Source organism: Pseudomonas migulae (genome assembly GCF_043225285.1).
Taxonomy (GTDB): Bacteria; Pseudomonadota; Gammaproteobacteria; order Pseudomonadales; family Pseudomonadaceae; genus Aquipseudomonas; species Aquipseudomonas migulae_C.
Genome location: NZ_CP171224.1, coordinates 2791113 through 2815284, shown reverse-complemented (window position 1 = coordinate 2815284; position 24172 = coordinate 2791113). Strand labels below are relative to the sequence as shown.

Annotated in this window: 22 protein-coding genes; 9 read left to right on the top strand and 13 right to left on the bottom strand. The window is 60.6% G+C overall.

The genetic code is table 11. The features are described 5' to 3' along the window. Positions 1-7: 7 nt before the first annotated feature. Entirely contained in the window at positions 8-1798 is a 1791-nt protein-coding gene (locus ACF6ZU_RS13010) for a KinB sensor domain-containing domain (protein WP_392893001.1), read from the bottom strand. A 10-nt stretch (positions 1799-1808) separates the two neighbouring features. Then, positions 1809-3155 (bottom strand): sigma-54-dependent response regulator transcription factor AlgB, encoded by a 1347-nt coding sequence (algB, locus tag ACF6ZU_RS13005; protein WP_392893000.1) that lies wholly within the window; start codon positions 3153-3155, stop codon positions 1809-1811. A gap of 432 nt (positions 3156-3587) precedes the next feature. On the opposite strand from algB, the gene ACF6ZU_RS13000 reads away from it, so the two are divergent. The 5 genes from ACF6ZU_RS13000 to ACF6ZU_RS12980 all read left to right on the top strand — a co-directional run bounded on the left by ACF6ZU_RS13000 (position 3588) and on the right by ACF6ZU_RS12980 (position 8086). Continuing rightward, positions 3588-3875 (top strand): hypothetical protein, encoded by a 288-nt coding sequence (locus tag ACF6ZU_RS13000; protein ID WP_392892998.1) that lies wholly within the window; start codon positions 3588-3590, stop codon positions 3873-3875. 81 nt (positions 3876-3956) lie between these two features. After that, on the top strand, positions 3957-4121 hold the full coding sequence (locus ACF6ZU_RS12995; RefSeq protein WP_003177151.1) for a DUF1328 domain-containing protein: 165 nt from the start codon (positions 3957-3959) through the stop codon (positions 4119-4121). Between the two features lie 2 nt (positions 4122-4123). Next, on the top strand, positions 4124-4588 hold the full coding sequence (locus ACF6ZU_RS12990; protein ID WP_392892992.1) for an inhibitor of vertebrate lysozyme family protein: 465 nt from the start codon (positions 4124-4126) through the stop codon (positions 4586-4588). Positions 4589-5308: 720 nt separating this feature from the next. After that, positions 5309-6640 (top strand): glutamate/aspartate:proton symporter GltP, encoded by a 1332-nt coding sequence (gltP, locus tag ACF6ZU_RS12985; protein ID WP_056854221.1) that lies wholly within the window; start codon positions 5309-5311, stop codon positions 6638-6640. A gap of 216 nt (positions 6641-6856) precedes the next feature. Next, positions 6857-8086 (top strand): nucleoside recognition domain-containing protein, encoded by a 1230-nt coding sequence (locus ACF6ZU_RS12980; protein WP_392892990.1) that lies wholly within the window; start codon positions 6857-6859, stop codon positions 8084-8086. Positions 8087-8215: 129 nt separating this feature from the next. Here ACF6ZU_RS12980 and ACF6ZU_RS12975 read toward each other — a convergent pair whose 3' ends face one another. From ACF6ZU_RS12975 to ACF6ZU_RS12935, 9 genes are all read right to left on the bottom strand, one after another. Next, positions 8216-8836, bottom strand: coding sequence for an ABC-type transport auxiliary lipoprotein family protein (locus tag ACF6ZU_RS12975; protein WP_392892988.1), 621 nt, complete (start codon positions 8834-8836; stop codon positions 8216-8218). Beyond that, positions 8833-9771, bottom strand: a complete 939-nt coding sequence (locus tag ACF6ZU_RS12970) for an MlaD family protein (RefSeq protein WP_392892985.1) — start codon at positions 9769-9771, stop codon at positions 8833-8835. The genes ACF6ZU_RS12975 and ACF6ZU_RS12970 overlap by 4 nt, the downstream gene beginning before the upstream one ends. 1 nt (position 9772) lies before the next feature. Continuing rightward, positions 9773-10576 carry an ABC transporter ATP-binding protein gene (locus ACF6ZU_RS12965; RefSeq protein ID WP_392892983.1) on the bottom strand — a complete coding sequence of 268 codons (804 nt, stop codon included), beginning with the start codon at positions 10574-10576 and terminating at the stop codon, positions 9773-9775. Continuing rightward, positions 10573-11721, bottom strand: coding sequence for an MlaE family lipid ABC transporter permease subunit (locus tag ACF6ZU_RS12960; protein WP_392892981.1), 1149 nt, complete (start codon positions 11719-11721; stop codon positions 10573-10575). Before ACF6ZU_RS12960 ends, ACF6ZU_RS12965 begins: the two co-directional genes overlap by 4 nt. 54 nt (positions 11722-11775) lie before the next feature. Then, the gene (locus ACF6ZU_RS12955) at positions 11776-12804 is read right to left on the bottom strand and encodes a DUF5924 family protein (protein ID WP_392892979.1); all 1029 of its coding nucleotides are present in this window, start codon (positions 12802-12804) and stop codon (positions 11776-11778) included. A 207-nt stretch (positions 12805-13011) separates the two neighbouring features. Then, complete coding sequence (locus ACF6ZU_RS12950) at positions 13012-14388, bottom strand: M16 family metallopeptidase (protein ID WP_392892977.1); 1377 nt, start codon at positions 14386-14388, stop codon at positions 13012-13014. A gap of 166 nt (positions 14389-14554) precedes the next feature. Beyond that, entirely contained in the window at positions 14555-16213 is a 1659-nt protein-coding gene (locus ACF6ZU_RS12945) for a Na/Pi cotransporter family protein (protein ID WP_392892975.1), read from the bottom strand. Between the two features lie 281 nt (positions 16214-16494). Then, positions 16495-17262, bottom strand: coding sequence for a TerC family protein (locus tag ACF6ZU_RS12940; RefSeq protein ID WP_392892973.1), 768 nt, complete (start codon positions 17260-17262; stop codon positions 16495-16497). A gap of 85 nt (positions 17263-17347) precedes the next feature. Further along, entirely contained in the window at positions 17348-18655 is a 1308-nt protein-coding gene (locus ACF6ZU_RS12935; protein WP_214380014.1) for a CitMHS family transporter, read from the bottom strand. A gap of 408 nt (positions 18656-19063) precedes the next feature. On the opposite strand from ACF6ZU_RS12935, the gene ACF6ZU_RS12930 reads away from it, so the two are divergent. After that, on the top strand, positions 19064-19465 hold the full coding sequence (locus ACF6ZU_RS12930; protein ID WP_392892970.1) for a GFA family protein: 402 nt from the start codon (positions 19064-19066) through the stop codon (positions 19463-19465). Here ACF6ZU_RS12930 and ACF6ZU_RS12925 read toward each other — a convergent pair whose 3' ends face one another. Further along, positions 19466-19792, bottom strand: coding sequence for a DOPA 4,5-dioxygenase family protein (locus ACF6ZU_RS12925; RefSeq protein ID WP_392892968.1), 327 nt, complete (start codon positions 19790-19792; stop codon positions 19466-19468). Positions 19793-19873: 81 nt separating this feature from the next. On the opposite strand from ACF6ZU_RS12925, the gene ACF6ZU_RS12920 reads away from it, so the two are divergent. Next, entirely contained in the window at positions 19874-20545 is a 672-nt protein-coding gene (locus ACF6ZU_RS12920) for an NAD(P)-dependent oxidoreductase (protein WP_392892966.1), read from the top strand. On the opposite strand, the gene ACF6ZU_RS12915 is transcribed toward ACF6ZU_RS12920, so the two are convergent. Further along, entirely contained in the window at positions 20532-21482 is a 951-nt protein-coding gene (locus ACF6ZU_RS12915; protein WP_392892964.1) for a choline sulfate utilization transcriptional regulator, read from the bottom strand. The genes ACF6ZU_RS12920 and ACF6ZU_RS12915 overlap by 14 nt on opposite strands. Positions 21483-21596: 114 nt before the next feature. Between ACF6ZU_RS12915 and betC the strand changes: the two genes are divergently transcribed. Both betC and choX read left to right on the top strand, forming a co-directional pair. Continuing rightward, a complete protein-coding gene (gene betC, locus ACF6ZU_RS12910) occupies positions 21597-23111 on the top strand; it encodes a choline-sulfatase (RefSeq protein ID WP_392892962.1) in 1515 nt (504 codons plus the stop codon). A gap of 16 nt (positions 23112-23127) precedes the next feature. After that, positions 23128-24048, top strand: coding sequence for a choline ABC transporter substrate-binding protein (gene choX, locus ACF6ZU_RS12905; protein ID WP_392892959.1), 921 nt, complete (start codon positions 23128-23130; stop codon positions 24046-24048). Positions 24049-24172: the final 124 nt, after the last annotated feature.

The following is a 24172-nucleotide window of genomic DNA, read 5'->3' as shown; positions in this document are numbered from 1 at the left end:
AAGCGAGTTAGACCGCCAACGCCATGTAGAACTGCGTGCCCTGCCCCGGCCGCGAATAGACACCCATCCGTCCACCGTGCAACTGCACGATTTCCTTGCACAACGCCAGGCCCAGCCCCGCGCCACCCTTCTTGCGCCCGACCTGCACGAACGGCTCGAAGATCCGCCCTTGCTGGCCGTAGGCGATGCCTTCGCCATTGTCCTCGACACTGATGATCACGCGCTCGCCATGGCGTCGCGCCTGCAAGCGAATCTGGCCATCCGTGCCGGTATGCCGCAACGCGTTGTCGATCAGGTTGTCGAGCACCCGATCCAGTTGCGGCCGGTCCGCCTGCAACCACGGCAACGGGCCCTGCACTTCGACCGACAGGTTGATGCCCTTCTCCAGCGCCGAATCGCTAAACCGCACACGGGCCTGCTCCAGCAATTCCTCGATGGAACAAGGCGCCAGCGTCAGTTTCTGCAAACCGTTCTGGTAGCGCGAGAAATTCAGCAGGTCGTTGATCAACTGCATCAGGCGCTGCATTTCTTCATTCACGGTGTCCAGCAGATCAGCTTCCCGGGAGTCCTCGGCGAATTTCGCCCGTTCGCGGAACAGACCGAACGCCATGTGCATGCCGGTCACCGGCGTACGCAGTTCATGGGAAGCGCGCAACACAAACTCGCTGCGCACGCGCTCGAACGCACGCTGCTCCGTCACGTCATGCAGCACCATCACCGCGCCGAGAATATGACCCTGGGTATGGCTGACCGGCGTCAGGCTGTAGGTGAGCAACCGCGACTCACCGTCGACTTCGATGCTCAGGTCCTCAGGCGCACGTTCCAGCGTGCCACCGCGCAACACCAGTTTCAGTTGTTGATCCAGTTCGGGACGTTCCAGCGCCGAACCCAAGCCTTGGCCGAGACGGTCGCTGTCCCAACCTAACTGGCGCTGCGCCACCGGATTGAGGTGTTCGAGGTGGCCATCGCGATCGATCATCAACAAGCCGTCGTCGATGCTGTCGAGTACCGCCTGCAAACGTTGCTGACCGGCGAGCAGTTCGTCGACATTGGTCGCCTGATGCTGACGCAGCGCCTCGGCCATGAGCCCGAAGCGCTTGGTCAGCTGATTCATTTCCACTGCCGAGGAAACCGGCAGGGTCACCTCGAAATTGCCTTGGCCGATGTTGTCGGCAGCCTGGGCCAGGGCTTCGATCGGCGCGCCGAAACGCCGGGCGATCGCATGGGCGGTGACGAAGCCGATGATCAGCACCGCCAGCCCGACCAACCCGAGCAGGCCGGCAATCAGCAGTGCCCGGTCCCGGGCCTGGCGCTGGGTTTCATTGATGCTGTCCAGCGCGTGCTTGTGTTCTGTGATCAGGCCGTTGCGCAACACGTTGAATTTTGCGGTGAGGTCCTCGTTGCCACTGAGTAAGCGAGACGGATCCCGGGACTGGTCCAGCGCTTGAAGAAAGCTCTGGTAATCATTCTTCGCCTGCAGAAAACCGTACTGGCGCCCTTCTCCACCCTGGTCATGAGCGATGCCTTCATCCAGCAGCTGGAAATAATGTTGCTTGGACGCTTCGAAGGCCGCAGGGTCGGGCGTGTCGCCCATCATCAGGATCAGTTGATCACCCAACGTCTGGCGCAGCTTGAGTCCGATGTCCAGGGTGACGAAGTTGTTGCGCACCAGAGCCTCCTGGTTTCCTGCCATCTGCATCACGCTGACCAGCCCGAGCAACAGCCCAAGCAGCGCAACGGTGATCAGTGCGGAAATACTCAGGAAAAGCCGAGTACGCAACTTCATCGCCAGTTTCATCGGACGGGACTCACAGGTTGTATTGCTTGCGTTTGCGGTACAGCGTGGAAGCGTCGATACCCAGCGTCTTCGCCGCTTGGTCCAGCGTATCGGCGGTGGCCAGGACCGCGCCGATGTGGGCTTTTTCCAGCTCGTCGAGACTCAACGCGGCGCCGATGCGTGGCGCGTTGTTGATCGGCGTTTCCGCCATGCCCAGGTGGCTGATCTCAACGCGCTCCTGCGGACAGATGATGCTCGCCCGCTCCACCACGTTGCGCAATTCACGGATATTCCCCGGCCAGCGATAGCTGAGCAATGCTTCGCGGGCCTCATCGCTGAAGCCCCGCGCCGGTCGCGCATATTCCTTGACGAAGCGGGCCAGGAAGCGGTCCGCGAGGTTGAGAATATCCTCGCGGCGTTCGCGCAGCGGCGGTAGGTGCAAGGTGATGACGTTCAGGCGATAGAGCAAGTCTTCACGGAAACGGCCGTCACGCACCATGTCCTCAAGATTGAGGTTGGTGGCCGCGAGAATACGCACGTCGGCGCGACGGGTAACGGGATCGCCGACTCGTTCGTATTCCTTGTCCTGGATGAATCGCAGCAACTTTGGCTGCAGTGTCAGGGGAAAATCGCCTATCTCGTCGAGAAACAGCGTTCCGCCGTCCGCCTGATTGACTCGCCCAAGGGTGCTTTCACTGGCGCCGGTGAATGCGCCACGGCTGTGGCCGAAGAGCTCGCTTTCCATCAGCTCAGCGGTCAGGGACGGGCAGTTGATGGTGACGCAGGATTTTTTCGCGCGCTTGCTCCAGCCGTGAATTGCCTGGGACAGCTCGCCTTTACCGGTACCGGATTCGCCAAGAATCAGAATGTTGGCGTCGGTGCTGGCCACCTGGCGGGCGGTCTCGAGCACCACTTTCATGGCCGGGCTGTGAGAATCCAGGCCGTCCTTGGGCTTGCGCACTTCCCCTTCCAGTGCCTCAAGACGGGCCGACAGCTGTCGCACTTCCAGTTGTTTCGCCGTGGCCAGGCGCAATTGATCGGGGCTGCACGGCTTGACCAAGTAATCCGCTGCGCCGGCCTGAATCGCGTCCACTGCCGTGTCCACGGCGGAATGGGCGGTGACGATCACCACGCGCATCCACGGCGCCTGAATGCGCATTTGCGCCAGCACATCGAGTCCGTTGTCTTCGCCCAGGCGCAGATCGAGAAAGCACAGGTCGAATACCTGGCGTTGCAGCAACGCATCGGCCTGCGCCGCGCTGTTGGCCGTGGCGACGCTGTAGCCTTCGTCTTCGAGGCAGTAACGGAAAGTTCGCAGGATGGCGGACTCATCGTCCACCAACAGAATGCGGCCTTGGTTCTCAGTGGCTGATTCCATTTTCCTACGCTCCTTAAAGAATGATCTTGGTTAGTCCCGGATAAATCGGGCAAGTTGCATGGTTGATTCTGGTCGATTCCGGCCACATCAGGGTAGCTATATGCCCACCCTACGGCTAATCGACTGATTTTGTTGTTTTTTTATCGGATCGCTGGCTTTCAGGCCGTGACCCGACTTCCTTTGTGACATCTGCGCCCTCCTCGCAATTCAAAAATTCTGAAAACTCCTACGAATTTATCGTGCATTTCGCACGACCCGAATAGGGCCATCGTGCAGGATGCGTCCGATCTGTTTTCTACAAACTATATAAGTCATTGTTTTAAATGGGTTTTTGTAACTTAAAAAAGCTGGCATGCAGGCTGCAATACGTTGATTAACAAGGGCAATCAATCGCCCATAACAAGATCACCACACTGTGGGAGGAGCTTCAGGATGAGTCGCCAACGTGCCGCCCAATTGCGTATCTCGCCACTGCATATCCAGCAGGGCCTGTTTGCTGTCCTGGCGCTTTCGATCACCTTGATCGGCGGCCAGCAGTTTCAGCGTTGGGAGCAGGGCCAGCAGCCGGAAGCGCCACGCGTGTCGATTCAACACCAGACCCAGACCCACTTCAGCGCCGCCAGCACCACCTTCGCTGACGCCGCACCCATGCGAATGATGGACGTCGACCAGGCCCAGCCTGTGGATGAGATGCCGCGTCAGGAACGCTGGGTGTTCTAAATACCGAACTTGGCGCTGTCGATGCGCCGGGAAACAGCATCACGAGCAAGACCTCTAAATAGAAGCGTAAGGAGAATCACCATGTTGAGCTGGGCAATTACATTCTTGATCATTGCCATCATCGCTGCAGTACTGGGCTTCGGTGGTATCGCGGGCACCGCCACGGGTATCGCCAAGATTCTCTTTGTCGTGTTCCTGGTGATGTTCATCGCTTCGTTCTTCTTTGGCCGCCGCGGTCGAGGTTAAAGATGAACGTTTCACTTAAGACGTTGGCAGCCGCCCTGCTGTTGGGCGGCAGTGCCATCGCGATGGCGGCCAATGATGGCCAGGCGCGGGTCAACGAGTTGTTGAGTGCAGACCCGCAGTTCCATGACACCTGGCAGGGCGTGGTCAAGAAGGAAGAACGCCTGCCGGAATGGGTGATGAACCTGTCCGGCGATGCTGAGCAAATGAATGCAGTGGAAGAAGACGGCGACAAGTACCTGGTGGGGCCGTTATGCGAATCCCGCGACACGTGCCTCAACAAACGCCTGATCGTGGCCGTCAGCTTCGACAAAAAGGATGCCTACGCCATGCTGGTCGAAGTGCCTGCAGGATTGCCGGCCGACAAGTCGCCGACGCGACATGCCGATTACCGCTTCCTCGGCAAGCCTGACCAAGGCATGCAGGACCTGTTGATGGAACAACTGAAGAAAGATCCGAACTGGTACTGAATCTGTCACACGAAAGAAGCAGCATGCTTCTTTCTAATGCGCTGCCTGAGGAAGGTAGACGCATGACCAAGGGGTCGGGACGTTCTGCCTGTTTCAGGGGCGGAGTGACCTACGGGTACAGGGAGTGCCTGCGCAAGGGCCGGGTCAGGCGGTAGTAAAAGCTGCGACGCAAGTTCGCCGTCCCACGAGGGTGCGACGGACTTGCGAAGAGCTTGTTTATCAAGCATTTACCCATAGCGATCCACTCGGTTTCGCTGTTTTACCTTCCGATTCGCACTGACCAACACTGGAAAATACTTTTCCCGGTGTTTCTTGCGTGACCGTACATCGAGAAAAAAACGGCTGATTTTGCAGGGATTTTTCATCTCGACGTGTCGGATTTTTCTGAAATTCCCTTCCCGCGAAAATGATCAAAAAACACCCACCCTGCCCGTAGATGGCCGGTTCACGGCACGTATGCCTGCCGAAATGTCACATTCGAACTGTTTGCGACGTCGCTTTCAGTTAAAAAACCTCATGCCGATTCGGCATAGGGTAGTCATTTACGGCATTAGACGTTGCTTCCTTGCATCGGAATAGTTGCGCCTTTTTTCGCCTGCCAGAGAGCCATAAATACTCGCTCCGGGGCACCTTATACGGGGGCAGATGCGCACGACTTTTTCGCCACAAGCGTTCCAGTTCCCGCATCTGCCTGAGTCAAACGCAAGTAAGGGTAAAGATATGAAGAAGGCAAAGCTTAGCCTCGCCTGGCAGATCCTCATCGGTCTGGTATTGGGGATTGCAATCGGTGCGCTGCTCAACCATTTCAGTGCCGAGAAGGCCTGGTGGATCAGTAACGTCCTGCAACCAGCGGGCGATATCTTTATCCGTCTGATCAAGATGATTGTGATCCCGATCGTGATCTCGTCGCTGATCGTCGGGATTGCCGGCGTCGGCGACGCGAAGAAACTCGGCAGCATCGGCCTGAAGACCATCATCTACTTCGAGGTCGTCACCACCATCGCCATCGTCGTCGGCCTGTTGCTCGCCAACCTGTTCCATCCGGGTGCCGGCATCGACATGAGCACCCTGGGTACCGTGGATATTTCCAAGTACCAGGCAACGGCTGCCGAGGTTCAGCATGAACACGCGTTCATCGAAACCATCCTCAACCTGATCCCTTCCAACATCTTCGCGGCCATGGCTCGCGGCGAGATGCTGCCGATCATCTTCTTCTCGGTGCTGTTCGGTCTCGGTCTGTCGAGCCTCAAGCCTGAGCTGCGCGACCCGCTGGTGACGATGTTCCAGGGCGTCTCGGAAAGCATGTTCAAAGTCACCCACATGATCATGAACTACGCCCCGATCGGCGTATTCGCATTGATCGCGGTGACCGTGGCCAACTTCGGCTTCGCTTCCCTGCTGCCGCTGGCCAAACTGGTGATCCTGGTTTACGTCGCCATCGCCTTCTTCGCCTTCGTGGTGCTGGGTCTGATCGCTCGCCTGTTCGGCTTCTCGGTGATCAAGCTGATGCGCATCTTCAAGGATGAGCTGGTGCTGGCCTACTCCACCGCCTCCTCCGAAACCGTGCTGCCGCGCGTCATCGAGAAGATGGAAGCCTACGGCGCACCGAAGGCCATTTGCAGCTTCGTGGTGCCAACCGGTTACTCGTTCAACCTCGACGGTTCGACCCTGTATCAAAGCATCGCGGCGATCTTCATTGCCCAGCTGTACGGCATCGATCTGTCGATCAGCCAGCAATTGCTGCTGGTGCTGACTCTGATGGTCACCTCCAAAGGCATCGCCGGCGTACCGGGTGTGTCCTTCGTGGTGCTGCTGGCGACCTTGGGCAGCGTGGGTATCCCGCTGGAAGGCCTGGCGTTCATCGCCGGTGTCGACCGCATCATGGACATGGCGCGTACTGCACTGAACGTGATCGGCAACGCCCTGGCCGTGCTGGTTATCTCCCGTTGGGAAGGCATGTACGACGATGCCAAGGGCCAGCGCTACTGGAATTCCCTGCCGCACTGGCGCAGCAAGGAAAAGCTGCCGGCTGGCGAAGTTTCCAGCAACTGATCCGTAACACTGTAGGAGCGAGACCGGCTTGCCGGCGATGGTGGAAGGAGCACCGCGCTCATCCAGAAAGCCCGCGTCATCGTTGACGTCCATCGCGAGCAGGCTCGCTCCCACAGTGGGCCGCGTGTAGCGCACAAATGAACCCCGGAGAAATCCGGGGTTTGTCGTTTCTGGTGACCCCGCTATCATTCGCCGCATTCTTCGGGGGATTTACTGATGCTCAATGGCCTTTGGCTTGGCTTCTTCATTGTGGCGGCCGTGTCGGCGCTGGCGCAGTGGCTGATCGGCGGGAACGCCGGGATCTTCGCGGCGATGGTCGAAAGCATCTTCGCCATGGCCAAGCTGTCGGTCGAGGTCATGGTCTTGCTGTTCGGCACCCTCACCCTCTGGCTGGGTTTCCTGCGGATCGCCGAAAAAGCCGGGATCGTCGAGTGGCTGGCCAAGGCGCTGGGCCCGCTGTTCCTGCGCCTGATGCCGGAAGTGCCGCCCGGTCACCCCGCCATCGGCCTGATCACCCTGAACTTCGCCGCCAACGGCCTGGGCCTGGACAACGCCGCCACGCCGATCGGCCTCAAGGCCATGAAGTCCCTGCAAGAGCTCAACCCCAGCGACACCATCGCCAGTAACGCGCAAATCCTCTTCCTGGTGCTCAACGCCTCCTCCCTGACCCTGCTGCCGGTGACGATCTTCATGTACCGCGCCCAGCAAGGTGCACCCGACCCGACGCTGGTGTTCCTGCCGATCCTGCTGGCCACCAGCTGCTCGACCATCGTCGGCTTCCTGGCGGTTGCGTTCATGCAACGCCTGCGCGTCTGGGACCCGGTGGTGCTCGCCTATCTGATTCCTGGCGCCCTCGCCCTTGGCGGCTTCATGGCGCTGCTGGCGACGCTTTCGGCCACCGCACTGGCCGGTTTGTCGTCGATCCTCGGCAACCTGACGCTATTCGGGATCATCATGCTGTTTCTGGTGATTGGCGCGCTGCGTAAAGTGAAGGTCTACGAGGCGTTCGTCGAAGGTGCGAAAGAAGGCTTCGACGTGGCGAAGAACCTGCTGCCGTATCTGGTGGCGATGCTCTGTGCGGTCGGCGTGTTGCGCGCGTCAGGGGCGCTGGAGTTCGGCCTCGACGGGATTCGCCACCTGGTGGAGTGGGCCGGTTGGGACACGCGGTTCGTCGATGCGTTGCCGACGGCGTTGGTCAAGCCGTTCTCCGGCAGCGCGGCCCGGGCAATGCTGATCGAAACCATGAAGACATCCGGCGTGGACAGCTTCCCGGCGCTGGTGGCGGCGACGATCCAGGGCAGTACGGAAACGACGTTTTACGTGCTGGCGGTGTATTTCGGCGCGGTCGGGATCCAGCGGGCACGGCATGCAGTGGGGTGTGCGTTGCTGGCCGAATTGGCAGGCGTCTTAGGCGCTATCGGCGTCTGCTACTGGTTCTTCGGCTAACCACAAACCCACTGTGGGAGCGAGCCTGCTCGCGATGATCGTCAACGCTGATGCGGGCATTCCGGAAGCACGCGGTGCTCCTGCCACCATCGCGAGCAGGCTCGCTCCCACAAGGGTGCTGTGTTGGGCTCAGGGCCGCGGTGGCGGCGCGACTTTCTGGCCTTGCTCCACCGCCCAGTTCACCACCTGCGCCGTCAATTGATCACTCGCCTGGCCAAACCCGGCCACCACCGACGGCACCTGCACATCGTTCAGCGGCTGACGCACTTCGAAGCGGCGGCTGGCAAGGATGCGCTGGTCAAAGCCGCGCACCAGCACGGCATCCAGACGCACAACCACGCTGGCCGCCGTGCCCTGGTACTCGGTCTGGAATGCTTGCAGGCTGCCACCCAACTCAAGGTCCGCCTGGAAATTGCTGTCATCGGTGCTCAACAACGACACCCGGCCGTCACGCTGGAAACCGTCGAGCAGACGATTACGCAGCAGCACCGGCGCCGGGTCGCTCCAGCGAGAAGCCTTGTAGCTGCTGATCAGGTCACCCTGGGGGATCACGGCGATTTTCGGACTGTTCAAGGCCTCACTAGCCTGGGGCTTGGTCAGGCGCAGTGACCATCGTTGCGCGGTACCGTGACTGGTGCCGCTCTGGGCCGAGGGCAGGCGATAGACATCGGACGGCTCGGACTTGGGCAGGATCGAGCAGGCGCTGGTCAACGCGAAGGCGCCGAGGAGGGCAACGTGGCTCAGCTTCATGGCGTGAACTCCTTGTTCTTGTCACTGCCCAGCAGGTAACCGCTAGGGTTGGCTTCCAGGCGCTGGGAAATCGCCCGCAACGACGTCAGGGTGTCGCGCAATTCACGCACGGCCGGGGCCAGGCCATTCAGTCCCTGCATGCCGCTGTTGAGCGAGTCCTGATTGTGAGTGAGCAGTGTGTTGATGGTCGCGCTGCTTTGTTCGAGTGATTTCATGGCCCTCTCGGCGCTGCCGAACATCTGCTTGCCCTGATCGGTGAGCAAGCCGTTGGCGTTGCGCATCAGCGCGGCGGTCTGTTCCAGGGTCGCTGTCGCCTGTTTGCCGATGGCCGAGAGTTGCTGCATGGCGAGGCGGATGTCGCCGCGCTGCTCGGCAAGGGTGCCGGTGGTTTGTTCCAGGTGCTCAAGGGTCTTACTGATGCGCTCGACGTTCTCCGAGGAAAACATCTGATTGGCGTTGTGCATCAACACGTTCACCCCGGCCATCAGGTCGTTGCTGTCGTTGAGCAACCGGGCGATGGGCGAGGGCGAGGCCACGATGGTCGGCAAATTGCCGTCGTGGCCCTTGAGCGTCGGGCTCTGTGGCGTGCCACCGCTGAGCTGGATGATCGAGGTCCCGGTGATCCCGGTCAGCGCCAGTTTGGCCTGGGTGTCTTCCTTGATCGGCGTATCGCCGCCGAGGCGAATCCGCGCCAGCACCCGGCGCGGGTCTTTCGGGTCCAGGCGCAGGCTCACCACGTCGCCGACCTTGATCCCGCTGTATTGCACGGCGCTGCCCTTGGACAGGCCACTGACCGCCTCGTTGAAGACGATCTCGTAATCCTTGAACTCGGTGTCGACGCTGGACTTGGCCAGCCACAAGCCGAAGAGCAGGGCGCCGGCCACCACAATCACGGTGAACAGGCCGATCAGAACATGATGGGCTCGGGTTTCCATGTCAGACCTCTTTCAACTGTTGAGCGGCGGTGAGCGCCGCGCGGCCGCGAGGGCCATGGAAGTATTCGTGAATCCACGGGTCGTCGGTTTCCGAGACCTTGTCGATGGCGTCCGCCACCAGCACTTTCTTCTGCGCCAGCACCGCCACGCGGTCGGTGATGGTGTAGAGCGTGTCGAGGTCGTGGGTGACCAGAAACACACTCAGGCCCAACGCATCGCGCAGGGTCAGGATCAATTGATCGAAGGCCGCCGCACCAATCGGGTCGAGGCCGGCGGTGGGTTCGTCGAGGAACAGGATGTCCGGGTCCAGCGCCAGCGCCCGGGCCAGAGCCGCGCGCTTGATCATGCCGCCGGAGAGCGAAGCGGGGTACTTGTCCGCCGCGGACAGTGGCAGCCCGGCCAACGCCAGTTTGACCGCCGCCAGGTGCTCGGCATCGTCGCGGCTCAGGCCCGCGTGTTCGATCAGGGGCAAGGCGACGTTCTCGGTGACGGTCAGCGACGAGAACAGCGCGCCTTTCTGGAACAGCACACCAAAACGCCGCTCGACCAGCGAACGCTCGTGCTCGGACAGCGTCGGCAGGTTCTTGCCGAACACTTTCACCACGCCTTCGCTGGGCTGGCGCAAACCGACAATGCTGCGCAGCAGCACCGACTTGCCGCTGCCGGAACCGCCGACCACGGCGAGGATCTCGCCTTTGTACAAATCCAGGTCGAGGTTCTCGTGCACGCTCTGGCGGCCGAAGCGATTGCACAGGCCACGGACTTCGATCACCGCCTCGGAGGGCGCTCGGGGTAGACGACTCACCAGCCCATCTCCATGAAAAACAGCGCGGCCACGGCGTCGAGTACGATCACCACGAAAATCGACTGCACCACGCTCGACGTGGTGTGCGCGCCCACAGACTCGGCGCTGCCGCTGACCTTGAAGCCTTCAAGGCAACCAATGGCGGCAATGAGAAACGCGAAGATCGGTGCTTTGACGATCCCTACCAGAAAGTGCTGAACGCCAATATCGGTTTGCAGCAGCGAGAGGAACATCGCCGGGGAAATACCCAACGACACCGCACACACCACGCCACCGCCGACAATCCCCGAGACCATCGCCAGGAAGGTTAGCATCGGCAGCGCCACCAGCAGCGCCAATACTCGCGGCACCACCAGCAACTCCATCGGGTCGAGGCCGAGGGTGCGGATGGCGTCGATTTCTTCGTTGGCTTTCATCGAGCCGATTTGCGCCGTGAATGCACTCGCGGTGCGGCCGGCCATCAGGATCGCGGTGAGCAAGACGCCGAATTCACGCAGAAAGGAAAACGCCACCAGGTCGACGGTGAAGATGCTCGCACCGAAACTCGCCAGCACAGTCGCCCCGAGAAACGCCACCACGGCGCCCACCAGAAACGTCAGCAGGGCGACGATGGGGGCGGCGTCGAGGCCGGTCTGTTCGATGTGCGCGACCATCGGCGTGATGCGCCAGCGCTTGGGCCGGAACAGGCCACGGGCGATGGTTTCCAGAATCAGGCCGACGAACCCCAGCAGTTGCAGGGTGTCCTGCCAGACCGCATCCACCGCGCGGCCGATGCGGGTCAGCAACTGAATGCCGACGCTTATTTCCGCTTCCTTGATCGGCACGCAGAAGTCGGTCATCGAGCGATAAACCGTCTGCAACAAGGCACGATCGGCGACAGACAAGGTGCAGTCGGGATGTTCGGCGGATCGACCGAGACGCTCCGAACCGAGCAATTCCACCAACAGCGAGGCACCGGCGGTGTCGAGCGCGCCGAGGCTGTTGAGGTCGATGTGGGTTTTGTCGTCGTACTGGCCGCGGAGCTTTTCGCTCAGGTCCTTGAGGTCGGCGTAATGGGCAAGCGTCCAGTCACCCATGACCCGCAAATGTGCTGGGGTGTGCGAGGTATCCAGTAAGGCACTGCCGGGTGTTGTGCGGCTGGTCATAAGCTCCGTGCTTGTTCGGCTGTTAAGCAGAGCTATGTAATAGCACGAACCGCATTACTTTTCTTTGGCGGGTGTGCTGTCCTTGATCTTGAAGCGCAACACGCCAATCAACTGGCCGTCCTCGGTCAGGACCCGAACTTGCCAGTCACCCGCCGGGTTGCCGGGGAAGTTCTGTTTGTGGGTCCAGGCGCGATAGCCTTCCTTGCGCCCGCCGTGGATATCCAGCGCAATACGGTCGACCTCTTTGCCGTTGAACTGCCAGACGTGATAAATCCGCTCGTCCAGCCCCCGCGGCGCGTTGATGGCGGTGTAGGCGTACAGGCCGTCACCACGGATCTGCTCGACACTGACTTCGTCGAGGCTCTTGCCGGGCGTGCGGTCCTGCATTTGCGTGCTGATCGCCACATCGGTCATCCACAACGTCGCCGGCGGCACCCACGAACGCAGTACCCACCCCAAGCCGCCGATGCCGACGGTAATGCACAGGATCGCCAGCGCGTTGCGCACGGTGCGGATCGGGAAGATCGACGCCAGGCTCGGGAACGACAGGATCACCGCCGTGCCGAGGGCCAGCTTGAAGCTTTGCGAGGTGGTCAGGTGCAGGATGACGGGAAGGGCGGTCAGCAGCGCGGCGAACAGCGTCAGCGTGTGCAGCGCCAGGAACGCCCAGCGCCGGGGCGCCAGCCATTTGTAGTAGAGCGGGTCGGTGATGGAAATCAGCGCAGCGATGCCCAGCAGTCCGGTGAAAAACAACTGGCCGCTGTTCCAGGTGGTCGTGATGGCAAAGAACGGCAGGACGAAAAACAGGCTTTCCTGGTGGATCATCTGCGTCGCGTAACGCAGCAACGGTTGGGGGATTTCCCGTTTGAAGATCCGGGTGAACAGCTGGGTGGCGCTGTTTTCCAGCATCAGCCAGATCCAGCTGAGCACCATGATGATGGTGATCCAGGTCGCCAGGCCTTGCTGACGATCCACCAGCATGAAACTGCCGACCCCGGAGATGAAACCGCCGAGCGCAATGACCCCTGGATAGCGCTTCATCAATTCGAGGATGCGCTGTACGAACAAGGTCAGGGTAGGCATTCGGCGGTTCACAGTAGTCGTAGGAAAAATCCTCGACAGGTTACCGCTGGCGGGGCGGTGTGGCGAGGCTCAAATCGCCGTCGCGATAGCACGCTGACCTGTAGGAGCCAGCTTGCTGGCGATGGACTCAAGAGCGCCGCGTTAATCCAGGAAACACGCGTTATCGTTAACGTCCATCGCCAGCAAGCTGGCTCCTACAGTCCAGCGTTATGGTTTGCGGTGGAGGCGCCAGGCCAACAACCCCAGCACCATCAAACCAAACACCCCGGCAATCGCCCACATCAACTGGTCATCACTGAGCAACGGTTTCTCGATCCGCAGATAACCCGGCTGCAACAGCAGTTCCCTCATGGCCTTGTTGGCCTCGGCCAGCGTCACACCTTGCAGCTCCCTGGCCGGGTCGGCGAAACGTCCGTCCTCGTAGTCGCCCAGCGCGCTCCAGTAGTAATCGGCCAGCGCGCTGTTGCCTTGCACGGCCCAGGCCTGACGGGCGATGGCGGCCTGTTTGAGGCGGTTGAAGGTGTCCGCATCGAGGCCGTTCTTGAGCAAATCGGCCTTCAAATCATCCAGGACCTGCTCGGCTTCGGACACATCGTCACGCTCAAGGTCGGCGTTGAGGCTCATGAACCCCACGCCACCAAACACCTCGCGCTCGGCCGACGGGCCGTAGGACAGGCTGTGCGCCAGGCGCAACTGGCGATAGAGCGCCCAATCCAGATAGTCCTTGAGCAAATCGAAGGTTTCGTCGTGCTGGTCTTCCAGCACCGGTTCCGGCACCAACCAGTGCAATTTGGCCGTGCCGCCGACCAAACCATGACTCAACGTGCGCTCATGGGCGGCGCTGGCCTGGATCTCCGGCAGCGGCGGGTGCTCGGTCGGCTCGACCGCTTCGAGTGCGCCCCAGGCCCGTTCCAGATAAGCCGGCAGCACGCGTTCAAGGTCGCCGACCATGATCAGGGTCATGTTGTTCGGTGCGTACCAGGCTTTGCGCACCTTCTCCAGTTGTTCGCGGGTCAGTTGATCGACTTCCGCCCGCTCCGGACATTTCAAGCCCAGCTCCACCGCCAGCTGGTTGCTCGCCGTGTGACCCAGGTCCTGCCGGTCCAGCCAGCGTTGCAGGTGCGAATAGTGGCCGCCGTCCTCGCGCTCGACCACTTGCTTGGCGGCGTTGATCGCGTTGTCGTCGAATCGGGTCTGGGTCAGCAGCGCCAGCAGCAGGTCGAGGACCTTGCGCTGGTTTTTCGCCGGGGCTTCGATGACGAACGTGGTGTCGGCGTTGCTGGTGTAGGCGTTCCACTCGCCACCCAGCGCTTGCATGCGTTCTTCCAGGCCACCTTCGCCGGTAGCGTCGATGCCGCTGAACAGCAAGTGTTCGAGCAGGTGTGGCAGCTCCTTGTCGGCACAGCTGAAATCATCGATGCCGACGCCGACCACCAGGCGAATCGCCACATGCCCGCGCTCGGTGCCGGGCTTGAGCAGCAATTGCAGGCCGTTGGGCAGCGTATAGCCTTCGACCTGGAAACGGTCCAGGGCAAACGATGGGAATGATCCGAGCAACAGGCAGGCGAACAACAAACAACGCATAACGAGTTTCCATACGGCTGATTTGGAGATCCGTGTCGTTCTTCAGGCCGTCATCGCGGGCAAGCCCGCTCCCACAGAGGAATGCATTTCAAATGTGGGAGCGAGCCTGCTCGCGAAAGGCCATCAGGCTGAACCACTGTAACTGACTGACCACGCTGCCAGACGTTCAAGGCGAATGTGTGATGTCAGCCAAATCATCAGCAGCGAGCGCACCGGTGTCAGACGTTTCCAGCACAACATACGCGCTGCCGCAGAACAGCGAATTCAGACGTTTCATGTCGGCAATCAGCTCCAGGTGCAGCGAACTGGTCTCGATACTCTGCACGATCTTACGTTGCAAGCGACTGACATGAGCATGGGCCAAGCGGCGTTCCTGTGCGCGAAAGCGACGTTTTTCACGCAGCAACTGGCGGGCACTTTCCTTGTCGGCGCTGAGGAACACCGACAACCCCAGGCGCAAATTGGCAATCAGCTGACTGTGCAACCCCGCCAACTCGTCCAGCCCGACCTCGGAAAAAGACCGGCGCTGCGAGGTTTTTTGCTGCTGCACCTTACGCAGCATCCGCTCGATCAGGTCGCTGGCAAGTTTGAGGTTGATCGCCAGCTCGATGATTTCCGCCCAGCGCCGACTGTCTTGTTCGCTGAGGTCTTCCCGGGGCATTTGCGCCAGATAGAGCTTGATGGAGCTGTAGAGCGATTCCACGTCATCGGTCAGGCGGCGCATTTCCTGGGTGACGGCGGTTTGTTTGCCTTGCAGCACATCGAGCATGGCTTCGAGCATGTTGTCGATCAGATCGCCGATGCGCAGGGTTTCCCGGACGGCGTTGGCCAGCGCCAGGCTTGGGGTGACCAGCGCCGTCGGGTCAAGGTGACGCGGCTTGGCGGTGCCATTGATTTCCGGGCGCTCCGGCAGCAACCAGGCGCACAGCCTGGACATAAGACCGACCGTCGGCAGCAGGATCAGGCAGCGAGCGGTGTTGTAGAGCAAGTGGAAGCCGATGACCATTTCCTGGGGACTGAAGTCGAGGCTGTCTATCCAGTGCACCAGCGGGTCGAGCACCGGAATGATCAGCAACAGGCCGATCAGCTTGTACAGCAGGCTGCCGAGCGCCACCTGACGACCCGCGCTGTTCTGCATGCTGGTGCTCATGAACGCCAGGATGCCGCTGCCGATGTTGGCGCCGATCACCAGGCCGATGGCCACCGGCAAGCTGATCACACTGGCACCGGCCAGCGTCGCGGTGAGCAGGACGGCGGCCAGGCTGGAGTAGGAAATCATCGCGAACAGGGCGCCGACCAGGGCGTCGAGCAAGATGTCGCCTGTGAGCGAGGCGAAGATCACTTTCACCCCTTGGGCCTGGGTGATCGGCGCGGCGGCTTCGACGATCAGTTGCAGCGCCAGAATGATCAACCCCAGGCCGATGGCGACGCGGCCCATCTGTCCGAGCCGCGTCTGTTTGCGCGACAGGAAGAAAATCACCCCGAGGAAAATCAGCAGCGGCGACAGCCATGACAAATCGAACGTCAGGACCCGCGCCATCAGCGCCGTCCCCACGTCGGCGCCGAGCATGGTCGCCAGCGCCGGCATCAGCGCCATCAGGCCCTGGCCGACAAAGGAGGTGACGAGCATGGCGGTGGCGTTGCTGCTCTGGACCATGGCGGTCACGACAATGCCGGCAATGAACGCCAGCCAGCGCTTGGACATGTTCTGGCCGATCACATGGCGCAGGTTGGAACCGTAGACCCGCAGGATGCCGGTTCGGACGATGTGCGTGCCCCAGATCAGCAAGGCCACGGCGGATAGCAAATTGAGCAGGGTGAGCATAAGGGCCCCCTGTGGTGGTAGCGCCCCAAAGGAGCAAGTTGACGGTGCCGCGCTTTTTCTACGTTCTGTACTTTAGCTGTAGTTGGCTAACGGTCTGCGCGCCAGCATCGCATAGCTAAAGAGGCGATTGAAACAAAACTGTCATGAAATCAGGGCCAGGCGACCGCACAAAAAAATGTGGGAGCGAGCCTGCTCGCGATGAGGCCGTCACATTCAACATTGATGCTGACTGACAGGCCGCTATCGCGAGCAGGCTCGCTCCCACAGGTTTTACATTCGGCTTACTGGCCAGGAATGTCCTTGCGCAGTTTCACCGGATCCTGCTGTTTCTTCTTTCTTGCGATCGCGGTGCGCATCTTGATGTTGATCGCTTCCACCGCCAGCGAGAACGCCATGGCGAAGTAGACGTAGCCTTTTGGCACGTGAACGTCGAAGGATTCGGCAATCAGCACGGTACCGACGATCAGCAGGAAGGCCAGCGCCAGCATCTTCAGCGACGGGTGCTTGTCGATGAACGAGCTGATGGTGCCGGAAGCCAACATCATCACCAGCACCGCCACGACGATCGCCGCGACCATGACCGGTACGTGGGAGACCATGCCGACAGCGGTGATGACCGAGTCCAGCGAGAACACGATGTCGATGATCGCGATCTGGATGATGGTGTAGAGGAAGTTGCCGCCCTTGCCACCCGGCTCCTCGTTGGATTCGTCTTCACCTTCCAGCGCGTGGTACATCTCCTGCGAGCTCTTCCACAGCAGGAACAGACCACCGAAGAACAGGATCAGGTCTCGCCCGGAAATACCCTGGCCGAACACTTCGAACAAGTCCGCGGTCAGGCGCATGACCCAGGTGATCGACAGCAGCAACAGGATCCGCGTGACCATGGCCAGCGCCAGGCCGAAAATCCGGGTGCGTGCCTGCATGTGCTTGGGCATGCGGCTGACCAGGATCGAAATCATGATGATGTTATCGATACCCAGGACGATTTCCAGGGCGGTCAGGGTGAAGAAGGCAACCCAGATTTCAGGGTTGGTCAGCCATTCCATGTGTATTCCTTTGAGCGAGTGTTAAACCACGAAGGGCCCGGGCTTCAATCAACAAAGCCTGGACCCGTCGTGGTGAGTCTTGGGCTTATAGCGTGCTGAACAGCGGGAAAATCCCCATCAGCAATGCTGCAACCAGTATGCACATGCACACCAGCACTGCCCATTTCAGGGTAAAGCGCTGATGGTCACCGAAGTCGATGCCAGCGAGGGCCACCAACAAATAGGTCGATGGTACCAGCGGGCTCAGCAAGTGGACGGGCTGACCGACGATCGAGGCACGTGCCATTTCAACCGCGGTTATACCGTAATGACTGGCGGCTTCGGCAAGTACTGGTAACACGCCGTAATAAAATGCGTCGTTCGACATGAAGAACGTGAACGGCATGCTCACCAGCGCGGTAATCACGGCCAGGTACGGGCCGAGGAAATCCGGGATGACCGCCAACAGGCTCTTCGACATCGCATCGACCATGCCGGTGCCCGACAGGATACCGGTGAAGATGCCCGCGGCGAAGATCAAACCGACCACTGCCAGCACGCTGCCGGCGTGGGCCGCAACGCGATCCTTCTGCTGTTGCAGGCAAGGGTAGTTGACGATCATGGCGATACTGAACGCCACCATGAACAGCACCGGCAACGGCAGCAGGCCGGCGATCAGGGTGCACATCAGGGCGAACGTCAGGGCGCCGTTGAACCAGATCAGCTTCGGACGACGGGCATCCGGGAACTGCGAAACGCTGATTTCGCTGTGATCGATTTCGTCGCCCACCAGGTGCAGTTCACCCAGACGGGCACGTTCACGTTTTCCGTAGAAGTAAGCAATCGCCAGGATCGCCAGGACACCGGCAGCCATCGCCGGAATCATCGGTACGAAGATCGCCGACGGGTCCACATGCAGCGCACTCGCGGCACGGGCAGTCGGGCCGCCCCATGGCGTCATGTTCATCACGCCACCGGCGAGGATGATCAGGCCGGCCATGATCCGCGGGCTCATGCCGATGCGGCTGTAGAGCGGCAGCATGGCGGCCACGCAGATCATGTAAGTGGTCGCGCCGTCACCATCAAGGGAGACGACGAGCGCCAGTACGGCGGTGCCGACCGAAACTTTCAGCGGGTCGCCCTTGACCAGTTTGAGGATCTTGCGCACGGCCGGGTCGAACAGGCCGGAATCGATCATCAGGGCGAAGTAGAGGATGGCAAACATCAGCATCACGCCGGTCGGCGCAAGCTTGGTGATGCCTTCGAGCATCATCGGGCCGATCTTCGGCGCAAAACCGCCGAACAGGGCGAAGACGATTGGAATGATGATCAGGGCGATCAGCGCGGACAGGCGCTTGGTCATGATCAGGAACATGAACGTGATGACCATGGCGAAGCCAAGGAAAGTCAGCATGGGAATACTCCAGGCGTAGCGCGGCTAGGGAATGGGCGAACCGGGTGGGTCAGCGCAGAACGGGAAGCACGAGACGTACGGGCGGAGTTGCAGCGAAGCGGCGGGTAGCGAAGGACATCAGGGTCACCATTGTTGTTGTTAAATGGGCTGTGCGAGCGATAAAACACTGGCATTGGCCGACCGGTCTGTTGCCGGTAGTGGGGGCGATCCTAATCGGGGAAGCTTTCAGCCAGCTTTCGCCGATGAAAGCATTGACCGGATGTGCAACCGGTCGTCGGACGGGGGGGCTAGGCTTTACACCGAGTCGAGGCCATCGCGAGCAGGCTCGCTCCCACAGGGGAACGCATTTCAGTGTGGGAGCGAGCCTGCTCGCGATGGCGTCGGAACATACGTAACAGGAGGAAGGTGATGAACGAATTCCATACAGGTGGCTGCCACTGCGGACAACTGCGCTATCAGTTCAGCGGACCGCTGCGCGACATCGCCCACTGCCACTGCTCAATCTGCCGACGCGTCAGCGGCGGCATCGTGACCACCTGGATCACCGTGCCCGCATCGACCTTCGAATGGCTCAAAGGCACACCGGCGCAATACGCGTCGTCAGCCAGCTGTGTACGATATTTCTGCCCGAACTGCGGGGCGCAACTCGCGCTGATAACGCACCTCAGCCCGGACAGCATCGACCTGACCATCGCCACCCTCGATCACCCGGAGCAGGCCCCGGCCGAGCGGCACATCTGGACCGACAACCGCCTGCCCTGGCTGCACCTCGACGAGCACCTGCCAGGGGAAGCTGAAGAAACCCTGTGATCAAAAAATAGACAGGTCCAGCGGCCGGATCGCGCCCATCCAGATCGCATGCTCGGTGTGGTCGAGCAGATCGTCGCCCGTGTCCGGGTGCAGGAAAACCACCAACCCCTTGCGGTTGAGCGCCAGCCACGGCAACACCTCGCCGATCAGTTCCGGACCGAACGCCAGCTGGCAGCTCCAGTCCGGGTGCGGCCCCACCGGGCGCTCGTGCACGCGGCCCATTTTCAGCGGGAACAACTGCGCCGCCTGCTCGCACAGGCTTCGCGCCTGATCGATGTTGCTGGCGTCGAAATACACGTGGGCGTGATAGCCCTTGATCTGTTGCATCTGAAACCCTCTGAATCCCGGTCGAACCCTCGGCGTTTTCCACGGGTCACACGCATAGACGCGGGAAAAAGGAGCTCAGCCATGAAGAATGCCGAAACGCCGGTGGTAAAAGTGGTGCTTTATGGTGCCATGAGTAGCCTGGGCAGTGCGCTGATGGCTGAAATGCTGCGGCGCCAGCATGAAGTGATCGCGATTCTCGACGACCTGACGGCACTTGCGCCACGACCCGGTTTACGCACCAAGACCGGCGATCTGTTTGACGCTGAACGGGTCAAGCAAAGTGTGGCGGGGAGTTCGGCGGTCATTTGCCTGCTGGATGCACCCGGCTTGCCGTTCAACAGCGAACATGTGGAAAAAACCATCGTTCCCGGTCCGGTCGAACAAGTGCTGGCGGTCGATGCATTGATCGATGGCATGCAAGCCGCGAGCATTGCCAGGCTGTTTCTGGTGGGTGATTTCGAGGTGCTGGACGATCCAGAGATCGAGGATCAGCTGCAACGCCACGCCGCCGAAGAGATCCGCGAGGCCCTGCAAAGCAGCCCATTGCACTGGACGCTGATCAACGCACCGCGCGGTGTCGCCGGGCTGACCATCGAACATTTCAGTCAAGTCAGCAGCAGCCTCGAACCGGGATTGGCCGAACCGCTCGAGCGCCTGAGCCGGGTCGCCACGGGCATCGCCGATGAACTGCGGCTGAACCTGCACGTGGGCGAACACGTGAACTTCATCGCAACCGACCCTACACAGCGATAGCCGGCAGCGGCAGGCCGTTCAGCGACTGCGCACTGCTGGCCTGTTCGGCCATCAACCAGTCCACGAACTGTTGAATCAAGGCGCCGCGCCGTTTGCGTTGGGGCAGGACCACGTAATAGCCCTGGCGGGACATCACCGTGTCGGCAATCGGTCGGCACAACAACCCCTGCGACAGCAAGTTATCCACAAGGTGCCGCCAGCCGATGGCCACGCCCTGGCCACCGATCGCCGCTTGAATCAGCAAGGTGTAATTGTCGAAGCGCAATTGCCCGGGGGCGGGCGCCGAGCTGATCCCTAACTCGCGAAACACACCGCTCCAGTCGAACCAGTTGCTGCTGTTTTCGCCGCGCAGGTGCAGCAGCGGAAACTCCAGCAACGATTGGGCGGGCAAGGGCAGGGGCCGATCCTTCAACAGCAACGGACTGCACACTGGAAACACTTCCTCGCTGAACAGCCAGTGGCTTTCACCTTGTTTGAATCGACCGTCGCCGAACAGCACCGCCACATCAATGTCAGTGCGCAGCATGTTGAGGCTGCGTTCGCTGGTGACCAGGCTGACATCGACCTGCGGATTGGCGGCGTGAAAACGATGCAACCGGGGCATCAGCCAATAGGCGGCGAAGGCGAAATCCGTAGCGACCTGCAAGACTTCGTGCTGATGTTGCGCGCTGATTGCGCTCAATCCTGCTTCGATATTCTGTAAACCGAGCTGAACTTGCTCGAAAAGAATCGCCCCGGCCTCGGTCAACTCAATGCCACGATAGATCCGGTCGAACAGCCGCGTGCCGAGCTGATCTTCCAGCCGTTTGATCTGCTGACTGATCGCCGGTTGTGTGGTGCCAAGCTCTCCCGCTGCTGCGGTGAAGCTGCGCTGACGGGCCGCAGCTTCGAAGGCGCGGAGCAGGTCGAGGGACAAATCACCCAGAGCGTCATACATAAGCTGTGCTTATCCTAGTCATTGCCTGGCGGGGGCTTTACCACAAATTGCATGGAATCCATGCTCGATCGCAGCACTCTCGCATAAATATTCACTATGGAATGCCGCGATCACATGAAGCGCAAGAATATTCTTTTCATCATGGCCGATCAGATGGCCGCGCCAATGTTGCCGTTCTACGGTCCTTCGCCGATCAAACTGCCGAATCTCAGCCGCCTCGCCGCCGAAGGCGTGGTGTTCGACGCCGCCTATTGCAACAGCCCACTGTGCGCGCCATCGCGTTTTACCCTGGTCAGCGGCCAGTTGCCGAGCAAGATCGGCGCCTATGACAACGCGGCCGATTTCCCGGCCGACGTACCGACTTACGCCCACTATCTGCGTCGCCTCGGCTATCGCACCGCCCTGTCCGGAAAAATGCATTTCTGCGGCCCGGACCAGCTCCACGGTTATGAAGAACGCCTGACCAGCGACATTTACCCGGCCGATTACGGTTGGGCGGTGAACTGGGACGAGCCGGATGTGCGTCCGAGCTGGTATCACAACATGTCGTCGGTGCTGCAAGCCGGGCCGTGCGTGCGTACCAACCAGCTGGATTTCGACGAAGAGGTGGTGTTCAAGGCTCAGCAGTATCTGTTCGACCACATCCGCGAAGACGGCGACCAGCCGTTTTGCCTGACCGTGTCGATGACTCACCCGCACGACCCGTACACCATTCCCAAGGCGTTCTGGGATCTGTACGACGACGCCGACATTCCGTTGCCGGAAACCCCGGCGCAAACCGAACTCGATCCGCACTCCCAGCGTTTGCTCAAGGTCTACGACCTGTGGGACAAGCCGTTGCCTGTGGATAAGATCCGCGATGCGCGCCGCGCGTATTTCGGTGCTTGCAGCTATATCGACAGCAACGTCGGCAAACTCCTGCAAACACTGGAGGAAACCGGGCTGATCGATGACACCATTATTGTCTTCTCCGGCGACCACGGCGACATGCTCGGCGAGCGCGGGCTCTGGTACAAAATGCACTGGTTCGAAATGGCCGCGCGCGTTCCCCTGTTGATAAGTGCCCCGGGGCAGTTCGGGGCAGGGCGGGTCAGCGCAGCGGTGTCCACCGCCGACCTGCTGCCGACCTTTGTCGAACTGGCCGGCGGCTCGCTGGAACCGGGTTTGCCGCTGGATGGCCGCTCGCTGGTCTCGCACCTGCAGGGGCAGGGCGGTCACGACGAAGTTTTCGGCGAGTACATGGCCGAAGGCACTATCAGCCCGTTGATGATGATTCGCCGTGGCGCCTACAAATTTATCTACAGCGAAGACGACCCGTGCCTACTCTTCGACGTACACAACGACCCGCGTGAGCAGGAAGAACTCAGCCAGTCGCCGCAACATCGCGCACTGTTCGAGGAATTTCTTGCCGAAGCGCGGGCCAAATGGAACATCCCGGCGATACACCACCAGGTGCTCGCGAGCCAGCGTCGTCGGCGTTTCGTCGCCGAGGCGCTGACCATCGGCAAGCTGAAGAGCTGGGATCACCAGCCCCTGGTGGACGCCAGTCAGCAATACATGCGCAACCACATCGACCTCGATGATCTGGAACGCAAAGCACGTTATCCACAACCCTGCCAAAACCAATAATGTTAAGGGGAAGTCCATGCAAAAGTTATCCACAGTACTGACGGTCGGGCTGCTGGCTCTGGGCAGTGCGTCGGCGTTTGCCGACCAGAGCTGCGAGACGGTGAAGATGGCCGACCCTGGCTGGAGCGACATCGCCGCGACCAACGCCATCACCGGGTTTCTGCTGGACGGCATGGGCTACAAGGCCAAGGTCGACACCCTCGCGGTGCCGATTACCTTTGGCGGTTTGAAGGATGGCCAGGTCGATGTGTTTCTCGGCAACTGGATGCCGGCGCAACAGGGCTTCTACGACAAGTTCGTGGCCACTGGCGACGTTACCCAACTGGCGAAGAACCTCGACGGCACCGAGTTCACGCTGGCAGTCCCGGATTATGTCTGGGACGCGGGTGTGCATAACTTTGCCGACCTGAACAAGTTCGCCGACAAGTTCGACAAGAAAATCTACGGCATCGGTTCCGGCGCGCCGGCGAACATCTCGCTGCAGGAAATCATCAAGAAAAATGACTTCGACATGGGCCAGTGGAAACTGGTCGAGTCCAGCGAGCAGGCCATGCTGGCCGAAGTGTCCCGTGCGGTGAAAAAACAGAAGTTCGTGACCTTCCTCGGCTGGACCCCGCACCCGATGAACGTGCAGCTGAAAATGCATTACCTGAAGGGCGGCGAGAAATACTTCGGCGACACCGGCAGCGTTCACACCCTGACCCGCAAGGGTTACGCCGAAGCCTGTCCGAATGTGGGCAAGTTGCTGACCAACCTGAGTTTCACCCAGGAGATGGAAAACAGCATCATGGCTGACGTGGTGAACAAGAAGCTCAGCAATGCGGACGCGGCCAAGGCGTGGATCAAGGCCAACCCGGCGGTGCTGGATAAATGGCTGGACGGCGTGAAGACCGCGGACGGCAAGGATGCGTTGTCGGCTGTGAAAGCCAAGCTGTAATCAATCCCCCTGTGGGAAACCTGTGGGAGCGAGCATGCTCGCGAAGGCGGTGGATCAGTCAACATTCAAGTTGCCTGACATGCCGCTTTCGCGAGCAGGCTCGCTCCCACAGGGTCTCCCACAA

What these genes read in the sequence shown, in the direction of transcription:
- gltP (WP_056854221.1), top strand. Translation starts at nt 5,309, where the DNA reads ATGAAGAAGGCAAAGCTTAGCCTCGCCTGGCAGATCCTCATCGGTCTG.
- ACF6ZU_RS13000 (WP_392892998.1), top strand. Translation starts at nt 3,588, where the DNA reads ATGAGTCGCCAACGTGCCGCCCAATTGCGTATCTCGCCACTGCATATC.
- ACF6ZU_RS12915 (WP_392892964.1), bottom strand. Translation starts at nt 21,482, where the DNA reads ATGTATGACGCTCTGGGTGATTTGTCCCTCGACCTGCTCCGCGCCTTC.
- choX (WP_392892959.1), top strand. Translation starts at nt 23,128, where the DNA reads ATGCAAAAGTTATCCACAGTACTGACGGTCGGGCTGCTGGCTCTGGGC.
- betC (WP_392892962.1), top strand. Translation starts at nt 21,597, where the DNA reads ATGAAGCGCAAGAATATTCTTTTCATCATGGCCGATCAGATGGCCGCG.
- ACF6ZU_RS12990 (WP_392892992.1), top strand. Translation starts at nt 4,124, where the DNA reads ATGAACGTTTCACTTAAGACGTTGGCAGCCGCCCTGCTGTTGGGCGGC.
- algB (WP_392893000.1), bottom strand. Translation starts at nt 3,155, where the DNA reads ATGGAATCAGCCACTGAGAACCAAGGCCGCATTCTGTTGGTGGACGAT.
- ACF6ZU_RS12970 (WP_392892985.1), bottom strand. Translation starts at nt 9,771, where the DNA reads ATGGAAACCCGAGCCCATCATGTTCTGATCGGCCTGTTCACCGTGATT.
- ACF6ZU_RS12950 (WP_392892977.1), bottom strand. Translation starts at nt 14,388, where the DNA reads ATGCGTTGTTTGTTGTTCGCCTGCCTGTTGCTCGGATCATTCCCATCG.
- ACF6ZU_RS12995 (WP_003177151.1), top strand. Translation starts at nt 3,957, where the DNA reads ATGTTGAGCTGGGCAATTACATTCTTGATCATTGCCATCATCGCTGCA.
- ACF6ZU_RS12935 (WP_214380014.1), bottom strand. Translation starts at nt 18,655, where the DNA reads ATGCTGACTTTCCTTGGCTTCGCCATGGTCATCACGTTCATGTTCCTG.
- ACF6ZU_RS12975 (WP_392892988.1), bottom strand. Translation starts at nt 8,836, where the DNA reads ATGAAGCTGAGCCACGTTGCCCTCCTCGGCGCCTTCGCGTTGACCAGC.
- ACF6ZU_RS12955 (WP_392892979.1), bottom strand. Translation starts at nt 12,804, where the DNA reads ATGCCTACCCTGACCTTGTTCGTACAGCGCATCCTCGAATTGATGAAG.
- ACF6ZU_RS12960 (WP_392892981.1), bottom strand. Translation starts at nt 11,721, where the DNA reads ATGACCAGCCGCACAACACCCGGCAGTGCCTTACTGGATACCTCGCAC.
- ACF6ZU_RS12925 (WP_392892968.1), bottom strand. Translation starts at nt 19,792, where the DNA reads ATGCAACAGATCAAGGGCTATCACGCCCACGTGTATTTCGACGCCAGC.
- ACF6ZU_RS12980 (WP_392892990.1), top strand. Translation starts at nt 6,857, where the DNA reads ATGCTCAATGGCCTTTGGCTTGGCTTCTTCATTGTGGCGGCCGTGTCG.
- ACF6ZU_RS12930 (WP_392892970.1), top strand. Translation starts at nt 19,064, where the DNA reads ATGAACGAATTCCATACAGGTGGCTGCCACTGCGGACAACTGCGCTAT.
- ACF6ZU_RS12945 (WP_392892975.1), bottom strand. Translation starts at nt 16,213, where the DNA reads ATGCTCACCCTGCTCAATTTGCTATCCGCCGTGGCCTTGCTGATCTGG.
- ACF6ZU_RS12940 (WP_392892973.1), bottom strand. Translation starts at nt 17,262, where the DNA reads ATGGAATGGCTGACCAACCCTGAAATCTGGGTTGCCTTCTTCACCCTG.
- ACF6ZU_RS12920 (WP_392892966.1), top strand. Translation starts at nt 19,874, where the DNA reads ATGAAGAATGCCGAAACGCCGGTGGTAAAAGTGGTGCTTTATGGTGCC.
- ACF6ZU_RS13010 (WP_392893001.1), bottom strand. Translation starts at nt 1,798, where the DNA reads ATGAAACTGGCGATGAAGTTGCGTACTCGGCTTTTCCTGAGTATTTCC.